Origin of the sequence: Bradyrhizobium sp. ORS 375 (genome assembly GCF_000239775.1) — a bacterium.
GTDB lineage: Bacteria > Pseudomonadota > Alphaproteobacteria > Rhizobiales > Xanthobacteraceae > Bradyrhizobium.
Genome location: NZ_CAFI01000143.1, coordinates 1 through 12,284, shown reverse-complemented (window position 1 = coordinate 12,284; position 12,284 = coordinate 1). Strand labels below are relative to the sequence as shown.

Sequence of the window (12,284 nt, the reverse complement as noted above, 5' to 3'; positions counted from 1 at the left end):
GAGGGCAATGACCTGCGAGGTCATTGCCCTCTTTCTGGCGCTTGCGCTCAGGCCTTCTCGACGCCGCACCATTCGGCGATGAACAGCGCCATGGTCTTGGTGACCTGACGCAGCGAATCGAGCTCGACATACTCGTTGAAGCCATGCATCGCCGCGCCGGTCGCCCCGAAGCAGAGGCTCGGGATGTTGTAGTTGAGGCCGTAGAAGCGCGTATCCGTCAACGCCGTGAAGACGAGGTCCTGCACCTCGCCGCCATGGACCGCGTTGAACGCCTTGCCAAACGCCGCCTCCGGCTCGGCTGAGTTGGTCAGCTCATAGCCTTCCGACAGGAAGCCGGACCACTCGATCACCGGCGGGTTGTTTGACAGGAAGCGGTGATCCCGCGAGGCCGCTGCGACGCAGGCGAGGATCTCATTCTGGCAGTCCTTGATCGACCACCCCGGCAGGACCGCGATGCGGCAGTCGAGGTCGCACCAGGCCGGCACGCTCGAGGCCCAATCGCCGCCCTTGATGATGCCGGGATTGAAGTTGATCGGATGATCGAGCGTCTTGAAGTGACGGTCGTTCTTGGCGCGCTCGTTCCAGTCGGCCTCGAGCTTCTCCAGCGCCTGAACGAGATGATAGGTCGCCTTGATGGCATTGGCGCCGATGCCGGCCTCGAACACATGCGCCGGGAAGCCGCGCACCTTGATGCGGAACCAGATTACGCCGACCTGGGAGCGTACCATCTTCTCGCTGGTCGGCTCCGGGATGAAGCACGCATCGGCGCGATAGCCGCGTTGCAGGGTCGACAGCGCGCCGACGCCGGTGCTCTCCTCCTCGATGACGGACTCGAGATGGATGCGGGCCGTCGGCTTGTAGCCCGCCGCCTTGATGGCGTCGAGCGCATAGAGCGCGCCGATCGTGCCCGACTTCATGTCGCAGGCGCCGCGGCCGTACATGCGGCCGTCGCGGATGACCGGCGAGAACGGCGGCGTCTCCCACATGTCGAGCGGGCCGGCCGGCACCACGTCGCAATGCCCTTGCAGGATCAGCGAGCGCCCTGCTGACGTCGCCGGCCGATAGGTTCCGACCACGCTGCGCGCCTTCGAGAAGTCATGCTCGATCGGGCCGTAGCCGCGCATGTCCTGGAGATCGCCGAGCTCGATACGCCAGTCATCGACCTCATAGCCCCGCGCGCGCAAGAGATCGCCGAACATGTCCTGGCACGGCCCTTCGGCGCCGCGGGTCGAGGGAATCGCGACGAAGTCCCTCGTGGTTTCGAGCTGGCGGTCAAAGGCGGAGTCGACGGCGTCGACAATCCGTTGCGTGCTGTCCTCGGTGATCATGCCTGTTCAGGTTCCAATTGCTGACGCCTCAGCAAATCACACTCCGATGCATAAGTGCACCGGATTTGCCACTGCTTTGAGAATCGCAGACCCCACCGTACATTTGAGCATGCCCGCGATGTCGGGACATACTTGGACTCTCCCTGGAATTTTACATGTCGGATCCGCGCAATTTCCTTTATTTCCTTCTTGGTATTATCGCCGTCGCCTTCGTCGTGCTTGGCTATAATTTCTACCATGCCAAGCGCCAGACCGAGGGCGTGCAGATCAATGTCGGACCAGCAACGTTGGGCCGAGCCGACTGACCATCGAAAGCAAGTGATGCGTTTTGAAATCTCGTTGTCGCCGGACCGGGCCGCGCAATGTCTCGGCGCCGTCGCGGTCGTGGTTCTGCTCGCGACGCCCGCGCGAGCGCAATATGTCGGGCGCGAGCAGGACATCACCGATCTCCGACTCGGCCAGCGGGTGCAGGTTGACGACGGCACCTGCCCGGCCGGCCAGGTCAAGGAGGTCCTGGGATCCAGGATGTCGGAAGCGGGCATCGTCCGCACCACGACCTGCGTGCCGCGCTTTGGACCGAAGAAGAAGTAGCGGGCGCTCGCCGCGTCGGTTTGAGCTCCTCGCGGCGGCGTGACCTACCGCACAGTTTCAACACCTCGGGATCGCCGATGCTCCCGGCCGTCGATGACGGCGGGGATGCAGCATGGCGATGTCACTGGCGCAAGATCGGAGCTTCTTCGAACCGGCCGACCGGCCCCAACCGGTCAAGGCAGATTTCGGCCGCTACGCCCTGCTCGGCTATGTCTCGATCGCGCTCGTGTTCGGCGGCTTCGGCGTCTGGGCGGGATTCGCTCCACTCGACCGGGCCGCGATTGCACCGGGAACAGTGTCCGTTTCCGGTGACCACAAGGTGGTGCAGCATCGCGAGGGCGGGATCGTCCGGGAGATCCTGGCCAAGGAGACCCACGCCGTTCGCCGCGGCGACCTGCTGTTCCGGCTGCAGCCGACCGAAGCGCGGGCCAACGCCGATCTGTTGCGCAAGCAGATGGACGCCGCGCTCGCCGAAGAAGCGCGCCTTTTGGCCGAGCGCGGCAATGCGCGGATGATCAGCTTTCCCGACAGCCTGCTGAATCGGCAGAACGTGCCGGAGGCGGCGCTCGCCATCGCCGATCAGCAGCGGCTGTTCATCGAGCGGCGCAACGGCCTGATCAGCCAGATCAACATCCTCAATTCGCAGATCGTCCAGCAGCAGCAGGAGCTCGCCGGCCGCGACCGTCAGCGTACGGCGCTCGCAGCCCAGCTTGCCAGCTTCGATACGCAGATGAACAACGTCCGCCCGGCGGTCGCCGCCGGCTATTATCCGCGCAACAAGTTCCTCGAGCTGGAACGCGACCGCGCTCGGATCGAAGGCGACTTCGGCCAGGCTCAGGCCGACGTGGCGCGGCTGAGCCAGACCGCGGCGCAGACACGGCTGCAGATCGATCAGAGCTTGCAGAAATACCAGACCGAGGTCGGCCAGCAGCTCGACGCCACCCGCGCCAAGCTGTCCGACCTGCGCGAGAAGCTCGTCATCGCCGAGGACGTGCTGCGCCGGGTCGACATCTACGCCGAGCGCGACGGCATCGTCATGAACATGAAGGTCCACACCGTCGGCGCCGTGGTGAAGCCCGGCGATACACTGGCGGAGATCGTGCCGGTCGGCGAAGGCGTCGACGTGATGGCGCACGTCTCGCCGCACGACATTGAAAGCGTCGCCGTCGGCCAGAAGGCCGAGGTCCGCTTCGCCAATTTCTCCTCGCGCACGACGCCCACGATCTTCGGCAAGGTCGCGAGCGTTTCGGCCGACGCTGTGAGCGACGAGACGACCAAGCAGAGCTACTACAAGGCCCGCGTCGTCATCGACTATTCGACCATTCCGCCCGAGGTCGCCGAGAAGATCCTCCCGGGCATGCAGGCGGACGTCATCATCTCCACCGGTGAACGTACTATGCTCGAATACCTGACCGGCCCGTTGCTCAACACCCTCGCCAAGACGTTCCGGGAAAAATGAGCAATCAGCTAGCCCGATGGCGTCAGTCCCGCGTCCGCGACCGGCGCAAGGTCGCGAGCGCGTGGCACGCCGATGACGTCGAGAGCGATGCCGTGCTCCGGGCCCGCCAGCCTGTCGCGTATTGCGGTATCGAGATTGCCGAGACCGGCAGCCGTCGCCACAGCCCCGGACAACGCAAGCTGCCAGCCTCGGCTCTCCGCGAACTCAGCCAGACGCCCCGGCGCCTCCGCCGCAAGCCCGAGCACGGCAACCTGAGACCTGCGTCCGAGATTCAGTTGCCCGACGACAATTTCCGCGACGTGCGCCCCGATCGCGAGCTCGACCGGATGGCCGATCTCGGCTGCGATCTTTTCGTTGACGCGGTCCATCGCGCGGTCCACCGCGCCGATCGCCTGCAGCGCGTCACGGGAGCCCTGCTCGGGCCCCTGCTGCTCGCCGAACGCGGCGAGCAGACCGTCGCCGCGGAAGCGATCGACCCGCCCGGCATGGGCTTCGACGGCTCCGCCGATGGCGCCGAAGATCTCGTTGACCATGAAGACGAGGTCAGATGCCAGGCGGTCACCCGCAATTGTCGCGTAGGACCGCACGCGGATCTCGACGAGACAGACGACACGGCGCTCGGCCTGGATGTCGGCTCCCTCGGTGGATTGCGTCAGCGTCGCTGCGTCGACGAGCAGAGGCGTGATGGTGAGCGGTGCCGTCGGCCGGATCTGGCAGGCCAGCCGCACATCCTCCGCCGCCTTGAGGCTGGCGAGTACGATACGCTCCGCCTGGCCGGGCGGCGGCAAGGTCGCTGCACCGTCCACGATCCGGACGCGACAGCGGCCGCAGCGGGCGCGGCCGCCGCATTCGGACAGATCAGGCAGCGCGTTGACCCTCATGATCTCCAACAACGTCGGCCCGACCGCGGCCTGCAGCTTAGCACCACCGGTGAAGGTGACGGCCACCTTCGGCGCCGCCAGCAGCGCAATGTGGCGGAACACGATGATGGTCGCGCCGGCGACGAGCAGGGCCGCGACCGCGATCCGCGCCGACAATTGCAACAGACCGAGCCACTTGATGTCGAGCTCGCTTGGCCAATGCGTCACCTGCCGCATGCGATCCGCCATCGCGGGATCACTCAACAGCGCGGCGACGGCGCGCCCGGAGACGACAAACCCGATCAGCGCCGCCATCGGCACGGCGACAGCGAGAACGACCAAGAGCGGCTGCGCGACGCGGTACCAGCCGCGGAATTTCAGCCAATGGTGCAGGCCAAGGCAACCATGGATCCAGACCAGCAGCAGGAGCAGCGTCTGCAGCCAGGCCGCCTTCGGCCACAGCAGGGACAGCGCGTAGAGGTAGCCGTCCTGAACACCGAACAATGTGTGAGCGACGTGTGTCTCGACGATGTGCGGCAACAACAGCAGCGGGATCGCAAATCCGGTGACGAGCTGGACCAGCTCCCAGGCGGGCAGCCGCCAAGTCCCGCGCTGGACCGTCTTGGTGAAGGCCAGCACCGCGTGCACGAACAAAGCCGCAGCCAGGACTACCATCCCCGGCCAGGACCGAGTCACCGCGAGCCGCCACTCCTGCACCTCGTCCATCGCCTCGAGGCTGAACAGACCCACGGCATGGTTGAGAAAATGGGTCGCGGCGAACGCAAACAGCACGAGGCCCGAGACGAGCCGGAGGGTCTGGGACGTTACGGCAGGCATGAGGTCACTGCGAATGATCACCACTCCGCGCACGGGGCACGGCTGATCATCCGGTAGCGTCTGCGACCATCCAACTCAAGCACCGGGAGAATTGACGTCGCGCTATGTGAGGTCAGTCACGGTCGTTCGCGTGCGCCCCGGCGAAGCTCCCCAGCGTCACTGCAAGGGGATCTGACATGACGACGACCACCACCCGAAGCCCGCTCGGAACCGCGCTCCGCGCCTGCTTTCCCGCGCTCACCGCCACGTTCGTGCTCAGCCTCTTCATCAACGCGAGCATGCTCGCCTCGCCGCTTTATTCCATGCAGGTCTATGACCGCGTGCTCACCAGCCGCAATCTCGGCACGCTGGTGATGCTGACCCTGATCGTCGGCGTCTTCCTCGTGTTGTACGGAGTGCTCGAATTCGCCCGCTCCGGCGTGCTCGCCCGCGCCGGCGTCCAGTTCGAGGGCACGCTGCGTCATCCGCTGTTCGAGACGATGATGAAGGCCGAGCTGTCGCCGCGGCATCGCTTCGGCCAGCAGATCATCCGCGACGCCGAGACCATCCGCGACTGCATCTCCAGCGGCACCGCGGCGATCGCCTGCGACCTGCCGTGGACGCCGGTGTTCGTCGCGCTGTGCTTCCTGCAGCATGCCTATCTCGGCATCCTGTCGCTGCTCGGCGCGACCGTGCTGTTCTCGCTGGCGCTGCTCACCGAGTTCTACACGCGCTCCAGCGTCGAGCGCACCAACGCGCTGGCCAATGAGGCCTCGCGCTTCGTCGCGGCTGCGCTGCGCAACGGCGAGGTCGTGCGCGGCCTCGGCATGGGTGACATCGTGCTGGACCGCTGGAGCTGCCGGCAGTCGGCGATGGTCGATGCCCACAGCACGCTGGTCGAGCGCGGCGCGGCGATGCATTCCGTCACCAAGTTCGCCCGCATGGCGGTGCAGACCTCCCTGCTCTGCATCGGCGCCTGGCTCGCCATCGAGCAGCAGATCTCGCCCGGCGCCATGATGGCCACCTCGATCATCATGGGCCGCGCGCTGGCGCCGGTCGAGCAGGTGGTCGGCCAGTGGAAGCGCATCATCGCCTTCCGCTCCGCCTATCGCCGCCTCGAGGAGCTGTTCCAGGCTCTGCCCGTGACCGCGGTGCCGACCGCGCTGCCGACGCCGCGCGGCGACATCGAGGTCGAGAACGCCGTGGTCTGGCCGCCGGCCGCGGGACGTCCGTCCGTCAAGGGCGTGAGCTTCTCGCTCAAGGCCGGCCAGAGCCTCGCGATCGTCGGCGCCTCCGCCAGCGGCAAGTCGAGCATGGCCCGCGCCATGGCCGGCGTCTGGCCGCTGCGCGAAGGCGTGATCCGCATCGACAACGCCGCCTACAGTCAGTGGGACCCGAACCGGCTCGGCAAGCATATTGGTTATCTGCCGCAGGACATCGAGCTGTTCTCCGGCACGGTGGCCGACAACATCGCACGCCTCGCCAAGGTGGACGAAGCGGCCGTCGTCGGCGCCGCCAAGGCCGCCGGCGCGCATGACGTGATCCTGCGCCTGCCGAACGGCTACGACACGCCGATCGGCGAAGGCGGCGTGGCGCTGTCCGGCGGCATGCGCCAGCGCGTCGGTCTCGCCCGCGCCCTCTACGGCAATCCGCGGCTCTTGATCCTCGACGAGCCGAACTCCAACCTCGACGAGGACGGCGAGCGCGCGCTGGCCCACGCCATGGCGCAGGCGAAGGCAGCTGGCCGCACTGTGATCGTCGTCACGCACCGCCCGCAGCTTTTGGCGCATGTTGACCGCATCATGGTGATGGCCTTCGGCAAGACGCTGGCATGCGGCCCGCGCGACGAGGTGATCGCCAAGATGCGCGGCCAACGCGTCGTCGTTGCCCATGACCGGGCGACCGCCAGCGCCGCCGCCTGAACCGAACGCTAACAGATCGCAGATCGCAAGGAGCCAGCCATGATCGAGTTCAACCCGCGCGCAATGCCTCTCCGGTTGGCGCTCGCGACCGCCGTCCTGCTGCCGGTGACAGCCTTCGCAGAGACGCCGATGACCGCACGGCAGATGCTCGCCCACGCGCAGACGCAGGCGCTCAACCTCCCTGGTGAGATCAAGAAACCTGAGCTGGACAAGAACGACAGGATCGGCAGCGAGGCCGTCGGGCCGCCCGCAGCCGCAACGACCATCGCGGCGCCCCTTGCGGTCATCGAGCCGCCCGCGCCGCAACCGACGACGTTGTCGGCACTGGCTGCCCCGGCCGCGCTGCCTGAGCCAGTCGCCGCGCAGACCCGCACAAACTCTCTCACGGCAGCAGCACCGACAGTCGAAGCCGTGAAGCCAGCCAATGCTGCCGCGGCCATGCATCCGGTGGCGACCGCGGCCGAAACGCGCGTCCCGACACCGGCCACGCCCCCTGTTGCGGCCACACCTCCTCTTGCGACGCCTCCCGTGGTTGCCCCCGCTGTCGCGCCGACACCGCCCAGCGCACCGGTCGCGACCGCCGTGCCAACCCCGCAGGCGCAAACGGCGCCGACACCGTCATCGGCCGCAAAGCCCGCCAAGGCGCAGCGTCCCGCCAACACGGCCCCTGCTCGCGTCGCCCATCACTCGGCGCCGCGGTCGTCGGCCCGCAGCGATGATGCGGCCATCGGCAGCCAGATCTCGCGCATCATGCGCCGGCCGGAGGTGCAGGCGCTGATGTCGCAATACGGCCTGGAATGACGACGGCGGAGATCAGCGCCCGATCCTCGTCGATGCGCTGATCATCCCGCCGGCTCGAACATGCATTGCAAGACCGGCTTCGCGATTCTGGTGAAGGTGGGGCCGATCTCGGATCGCTTGGTCGCAGGCACCCAACCGGTCTCGATCGTTGGCACCCCGGTCTCGCTGATCCCGCGCAGCAGCGCCTCGCGCAGATCCGCGTCCTCGATCACGGCTGCGGCCTGGTCATGCAGGCACGAGCAGACGGCCTCGGGATGCGCCCAGCGTCCGACGATGTGAGGAGCACATTGGCGAACGACATCGGCGCGCAGATCGGAAAGGCCGGCCGCGGACCGGGCACCGGCGGTGGACCAGGAGAGGCAGGACAAGACGGCGAAAGCCGCAAGACCCAGTCTGAAATGCATGGTGGAACGCTGATCTCGGAGTCTTGTCATGTCATCGGTGACGGACGGGACGACACATTGGGACGGCGTGCCCTCTGCCCGTATTTCATAACGATGTCGTGTTTCATCCGGTCTGCGGCACAAGCCGAAAATGGTTTCGTCGCCCGCTCTATTGTTTCGTGCGTCGCAATCGACAACACGAAACACAACCCCAGCGCGACACCTGTGCTCACGTCAAACAGGGCGAGCCGGCTTTTCGATCCCGAGCGATGCCTTACGGCGGTAGCGATGATTCGGATGTGAGAGAGGTTTCTTAAGGCCGCTGCTGTAGCCGTGTGGCCCCCAGCAGCACGGCGATCGGCCCTGTGTTGAAACGATCAGTGCTCGACCACGGCTCCTCATGGACAAGACCCAGTCGCACATTTCCGCTCCGAAGCCGCAGCACCGGCGCGAACCCGTGCCGGGACCGATGGCGCAGCAGCGCTGCAACGGCGTCACCGGCTCGACGCAGCAGATGCTCGTCAAGTTGATCGGCTGCCACGATCCTGCCAAGCGCATGTTGCCTGGCAGGACCGCCGGCGGCCGATCAGCCGTTGATCAAATGTTTACTGAATAAAGTCGCCGCACTTCTGGACCTCGCCATCGTCAGCCTTGCCCCAGGGCATGACTGGGACGGATGATGTCGAGTTCTTCGGCGAGCCCTCGATCAGCTTGTCCGAATAGACCATGTAGACGAGCACATTGCGCTTGGCGTCGCAGCCACGCACGATCTGCATCTTCTTGAAGAACAGCGAGCGGCGCTGCCGGAACATGTCATCGGCCTGCTCGAGCTTGCGCTTGAAGCGGATCGGCCCGATCTGCCGGCACGCGAGCGAGATGTCAGAGACTTCCTCAGCAAGGCCGAGCCAGCCGGCATAGCCGCCTTTTTGCGGCACGGTGAAATGGCAGGCGACGCCCTCGACCTCAGGATCATCAACGCCATAGGTCGCCAGCTTGTCATTCGGACTCAGCAGCTTGAACACGGTTGACCGACGGAAGATCAGATCCGGCTCGTCCGCGGCATAGGCTGACACTACGGGCGAAGACAGTCCGATAACAGTTAGGAAAGAGAGGGTTTTCAGCCACAGATCAAACCGTTTGGTGGCTCTGAACGACATGTCGGTCTCCGTTATACCGCCGATGGCTCGGCATACCGCCCATGTAGGGACACAAACGCCTGCGAGGAAGACACTCCCTGCCTACCGCACACATTGCTCGTTTAACGCGATGTGAGGCTTTTCTGCTACGATGGGAACGAAAATCACCCCGGGCAGAAGCCCCAAGCTGGTGAACGCGGACTCCGTCTGCGACACTAAAGACCAGATGGTTCTTGAGGATTTGCCGGAATGCTCTGCGTTCGTGCGGCCGCCAGGGGGCGGTTTTATTGTGCAGCAATCGTTTCAGTACCGCTTGTTCTAGCAGCGACATCCTGGGCCGACGCGGCCTCCTATTATTATTGGAACGAGCAACAGCCGGTCACGATCGCGCCGACCATACGTCCGATCGTGCCGCGCAAGCCAAAGGCGCGCCACGGTCAGAAGCCGGCAACGATCGAGAAAGAAGCGGCCAAGCCGCAAGGGCCGGTGACGATCGCCGTGTCGATCAGCAAGCAGCAGCTCAAGGTCTACGACGCCAACGGCCTGTTCGCCGAGGCGCCGGTCTCGACCGGCATGAAGGGACACTCGACGCCGATGGGCGTGTTCAGTGTCATCCAGAAGCAGAAATTCCATCGCTCCAACATCTATAGCGGCGCCCCGATGCCGTTCATGCAACGCATCACCTGGTCTGGCGTCGCGCTCCACGCCGGCGTGCTGCCGGGCTATCCCGCCTCGCACGGCTGCATCCGCATGCCCGCCAGCTTCGCGCCGAAGGTCTACGGCTGGACGCGCATGGGATCGCGCGTGCTCGTGACCCCTGGCGAAGTGGCGCCCGCCAGCTTCTCGCATCCACTGCTCGCCGCGTTGAAGGCGCCGCAGCCGAGCGCCTCGATGCAGCCCGACGCCAGTGCCCCCACGACGACCAAGTCTGACAAGGGCGCTGCGCTGGCGTCGACCATCACGGTCGCGACAATCGATCTCCGCGCCACGATCGGTCACGGCGAAGGCGCCCGCGCTGCCGATGACGCGATCCCGGCCGCGCGCCAATTGCGCACTGCCGATGCCAGCAACGCGCTGCCGGCGATGGCCTCGGAGGCCGCGCCGACGGCAGCCCCCGTAGAATCGGTTCAGACCGAGCCGCGGGACGTTGCCACTGATCTGAAGCCTGGCGTCGCCGAAGCGTCCGTCGCCGGCGGTGCGCCAACCGCCGACGCCAAGCCGGCGGCGGATGTCACGCCGGCACTGGCGAGCCAGCCGGCCGAGACCGCTCAGGCCCCAGCCGAAAAGACCACAGCAGGGCCGGCCAAACTGGAAGCGACAGGCTCGACCGATCTGATGCCGGCTGATGCAAAGGCGACCGAAACCAAGGCGGCCGAGACCAAGACTCCGGATATCAAACCTGCAGATGACAAGGCTGCCGACGTCAAGCCAGCCGACGCCAAGATCGCGGATCAGCCTGCAGCCACGACAGAAGCGCCGGCAAAGCCGGTCGACGACAAGGAGCTCTCGAAGGATCAATCCCGCGTGGCCGCGCCGGACAAGCCGATCGCGCCGAAGCCCGAGCTGAAGCGCAACAGCCAGGTCGCGATCTTCATCAGCCGCAAGGACTCCAAGCTGTACGTCCGGCAGAATTTCGCGCCGGTGTTCAACACTTCCATCAGCATCGCGCCGTCCGACAAGCCGCTCGGCACCCATGTGTTCACCGCGAGCGCCGACAAGGCGGATCCGGCGACCATGCACTGGTCGGTCGTCTCGCTGCCCACCTCGGTGCGCAGCGTCGCGGCGCACGAGGGCGCGGACAAAGCGGCGCGACGCGGCAAGAAATCCGCCGACGCCACCATCGAGGCGAAGCCGGTCGTGCTGCAGAGCTCGCCAGCCGAGGCGCTCGACCGCATCACCATTCCTGCCGACGTCATGGCCTGGCTCGGCGAGTCGCTGTCGACCGGAAGCTCTCTGATCGTCTCCGACCAGGGCATCAATCAAGGCGAGACCGGCGAGGGCACGGAGTTCATCGTTTCGCTGCGCTGACGACCGACGGCGTCCCTTTTTCCGCCCCAGCGCAAGGGTATTCCCTTGCGGGAAAGCAGTCTGATCCAACGCGACGTCGTGGCCGTTTGACAAAGCGGCTGGTCGCGCGCGGGCGCATTCTTGCTGACGGGGCGGGCACTGCACAGGGAGATACAGATGATCAATCGCAGGATGGTTGTTCTCGGCCTCGGCGCGTCCTTGTCCGGCGGGATGCCCGCGTCCCGCGCCGCCCAGGCCGACAATGCCGTGAGCAAGACGACGGCCTACCGGTTCTCCTTCCCGGTGCCGTCGGGCGAGCCGATTCGCCTGGCCGATTTCGCCGGCAAGCCGGTGCTGGTCGTGAATACGGCGTCGCAGTGCGGCTACACACCCCAATACACCGGACTGCAGAAGCTCTGGAGCGAGTTCCATGAACGCGGCCTGACGATCATCGCGGTGCCCTCGAACGATTTCCACCAAGAGCCCGGAATTGCTGGTGACATCGCCGAGCTCGCCAACAAGGAATACGGCGTTACCTTCCCGATGACGTCGAAGGCGGTCGTTACCGGTTCCAACGCCCACCCGTTCTATCGCTGGGCCGCGGAGGCGCGGCCCAAGGATACCCCGCGCTGGAACTTCCACAAATACCTGGTCGGCCGCGACGGCTACATCGCCGACGTCTTCGCCTCCTCGGTCGAGCCGACCGATACCAGGGTGAAGACCGCCGTCGCCCGCATGCTCGCCGAGGGCTGAGCAACGCTTTAAGCAACACTTGGGAAGAATGCGGCGGAAGCCGGCAACTTCCCCGTGTTTTTGCCTCGTTTCCTTTTGGCGCCCATCCGGCTGCTGGGCTAGTATCCCAAGCCGGATGGTGGAGCGACTCCGGATCCCGGACGCTCCCGTTGCAACAACCCCCGAGGAAACACGATGCGGATTGCGGCTGGATTGGTGTTCGCAAGTTCTTTGGCGGCCTCGCTCCTG

13 protein-coding genes are annotated in these 12,284 nt (G+C 65.8%); 9 read left to right on the top strand and 4 right to left on the bottom strand.

The features are described from left to right. Nucleotides 1-47 precede the first annotated feature (47 nt). Nucleotides 48-1,328: an ArgE/DapE family deacylase gene (locus BRAO375_RS12335; protein ID WP_009027803.1), complete on the bottom strand. Its 1,281-nt coding sequence runs from the start codon at nucleotides 1,326-1,328 to the stop codon at nucleotides 48-50. A 155-nt stretch (nucleotides 1,329-1,483) separates the two neighbouring features. On the opposite strand from BRAO375_RS12335, the gene BRAO375_RS37985 reads away from it, so the two are divergent. From BRAO375_RS37985 to BRAO375_RS12325, 3 genes are all read left to right on the top strand, one after another. Further along, complete coding sequence (locus BRAO375_RS37985) at nucleotides 1,484-1,633, top strand: hypothetical protein (RefSeq protein WP_009027802.1); 150 nt, start codon at nucleotides 1,484-1,486, stop codon at nucleotides 1,631-1,633. Nucleotides 1,634-1,649: 16 nt separating this feature from the next. After that, entirely contained in the window at nucleotides 1,650-1,919 is a 270-nt protein-coding gene (locus tag BRAO375_RS12330; RefSeq protein ID WP_009027801.1) for a DUF6719 family protein, read from the top strand. Between the two features lie 112 nt (nucleotides 1,920-2,031). Then, nucleotides 2,032-3,378 carry an HlyD family type I secretion periplasmic adaptor subunit gene (locus BRAO375_RS12325; RefSeq protein WP_009027800.1) on the top strand — a complete coding sequence of 449 codons (1,347 nt, stop codon included), beginning with the start codon at nucleotides 2,032-2,034 and terminating at the stop codon, nucleotides 3,376-3,378. Between the two features lie 8 nt (nucleotides 3,379-3,386). Here BRAO375_RS12325 and BRAO375_RS12320 read toward each other — a convergent pair whose 3' ends face one another. After that, nucleotides 3,387-5,075, bottom strand: coding sequence for an adenylate/guanylate cyclase domain-containing protein (locus BRAO375_RS12320; protein WP_139031368.1), 1,689 nt, complete (start codon nucleotides 5,073-5,075; stop codon nucleotides 3,387-3,389). Between the two features lie 176 nt (nucleotides 5,076-5,251). Here BRAO375_RS12320 and BRAO375_RS12315 point away from each other — a divergent pair, with 176 nt between their 5' ends. Continuing rightward, nucleotides 5,252-6,976, top strand: coding sequence for a type I secretion system permease/ATPase (locus BRAO375_RS12315; protein WP_009027798.1), 1,725 nt, complete (start codon nucleotides 5,252-5,254; stop codon nucleotides 6,974-6,976). 39 nt (nucleotides 6,977-7,015) lie between these two features. Next, nucleotides 7,016-7,777, top strand: a complete 762-nt coding sequence (locus tag BRAO375_RS12310; RefSeq protein ID WP_009027797.1) for a hypothetical protein — start codon at nucleotides 7,016-7,018, stop codon at nucleotides 7,775-7,777. Between the two features lie 41 nt (nucleotides 7,778-7,818). Here the strand turns inward: BRAO375_RS12310 and BRAO375_RS12305 are convergent, their stop codons facing one another. Then, nucleotides 7,819-8,181 carry a hypothetical protein gene (locus BRAO375_RS12305; protein WP_009027796.1) on the bottom strand — a complete coding sequence of 121 codons (363 nt, stop codon included), beginning with the start codon at nucleotides 8,179-8,181 and terminating at the stop codon, nucleotides 7,819-7,821. Here BRAO375_RS12305 and BRAO375_RS37980 point away from each other — a divergent pair. Then, on the top strand, nucleotides 8,065-8,463 hold the full coding sequence (locus BRAO375_RS37980; protein ID WP_175345318.1) for a hypothetical protein: 399 nt from the start codon (nucleotides 8,065-8,067) through the stop codon (nucleotides 8,461-8,463). The genes BRAO375_RS12305 and BRAO375_RS37980 overlap by 117 nt on opposite strands. Nucleotides 8,464-8,560: 97 nt before the next feature. After that, nucleotides 8,561-8,776, top strand: a complete 216-nt coding sequence (locus tag BRAO375_RS12300) for a hypothetical protein (protein WP_009027795.1) — start codon at nucleotides 8,561-8,563, stop codon at nucleotides 8,774-8,776. Here the strand turns inward: BRAO375_RS12300 and BRAO375_RS12295 are convergent. Continuing rightward, complete coding sequence (locus BRAO375_RS12295; protein WP_009027794.1) at nucleotides 8,766-9,317, bottom strand: CreA family protein; 552 nt, start codon at nucleotides 9,315-9,317, stop codon at nucleotides 8,766-8,768. The two genes, BRAO375_RS12300 and BRAO375_RS12295, sit on opposite strands and share 11 nt — an antisense overlap. Nucleotides 9,318-9,545: 228 nt before the next feature. On the opposite strand from BRAO375_RS12295, the gene BRAO375_RS12290 reads away from it, so the two are divergent. Both BRAO375_RS12290 and BRAO375_RS12285 read left to right on the top strand, forming a co-directional pair. After that, entirely contained in the window at nucleotides 9,546-11,324 is a 1,779-nt protein-coding gene (locus BRAO375_RS12290; protein ID WP_009027792.1) for a L,D-transpeptidase family protein, read from the top strand. 156 nt (nucleotides 11,325-11,480) lie between these two features. Continuing rightward, nucleotides 11,481-12,056: a glutathione peroxidase gene (locus BRAO375_RS12285; protein WP_009027791.1), complete on the top strand. Its 576-nt coding sequence runs from the start codon at nucleotides 11,481-11,483 to the stop codon at nucleotides 12,054-12,056. Nucleotides 12,057-12,284 lie beyond the last annotated feature (228 nt).

Bases quoted from the DNA above. Each gene is read 5' to 3' on its own strand.
- BRAO375_RS12285 (WP_009027791.1), top strand. From the start codon at position 11,481: ATGATCAATCGCAGGATGGTTGTTCTCGGCCTCGGCGCGTCCTTGTCC.
- BRAO375_RS12315 (WP_009027798.1), top strand. From the start codon at position 5,252: ATGACGACGACCACCACCCGAAGCCCGCTCGGAACCGCGCTCCGCGCC.
- BRAO375_RS12330 (WP_009027801.1), top strand. From the start codon at position 1,650: ATGCGTTTTGAAATCTCGTTGTCGCCGGACCGGGCCGCGCAATGTCTC.
- BRAO375_RS12320 (WP_139031368.1), bottom strand. From the start codon at position 5,075: ATGCCTGCCGTAACGTCCCAGACCCTCCGGCTCGTCTCGGGCCTCGTG.
- BRAO375_RS12310 (WP_009027797.1), top strand. From the start codon at position 7,016: ATGATCGAGTTCAACCCGCGCGCAATGCCTCTCCGGTTGGCGCTCGCG.
- BRAO375_RS12295 (WP_009027794.1), bottom strand. From the start codon at position 9,317: ATGTCGTTCAGAGCCACCAAACGGTTTGATCTGTGGCTGAAAACCCTC.
- BRAO375_RS12325 (WP_009027800.1), top strand. From the start codon at position 2,032: ATGGCGATGTCACTGGCGCAAGATCGGAGCTTCTTCGAACCGGCCGAC.
- BRAO375_RS12300 (WP_009027795.1), top strand. From the start codon at position 8,561: ATGGACAAGACCCAGTCGCACATTTCCGCTCCGAAGCCGCAGCACCGG.
- BRAO375_RS12335 (WP_009027803.1), bottom strand. From the start codon at position 1,328: ATGATCACCGAGGACAGCACGCAACGGATTGTCGACGCCGTCGACTCC.
- BRAO375_RS37985 (WP_009027802.1), top strand. From the start codon at position 1,484: ATGTCGGATCCGCGCAATTTCCTTTATTTCCTTCTTGGTATTATCGCC.
- BRAO375_RS12290 (WP_009027792.1), top strand. From the start codon at position 9,546: ATGCTCTGCGTTCGTGCGGCCGCCAGGGGGCGGTTTTATTGTGCAGCA.
- BRAO375_RS12305 (WP_009027796.1), bottom strand. From the start codon at position 8,181: ATGCATTTCAGACTGGGTCTTGCGGCTTTCGCCGTCTTGTCCTGCCTC.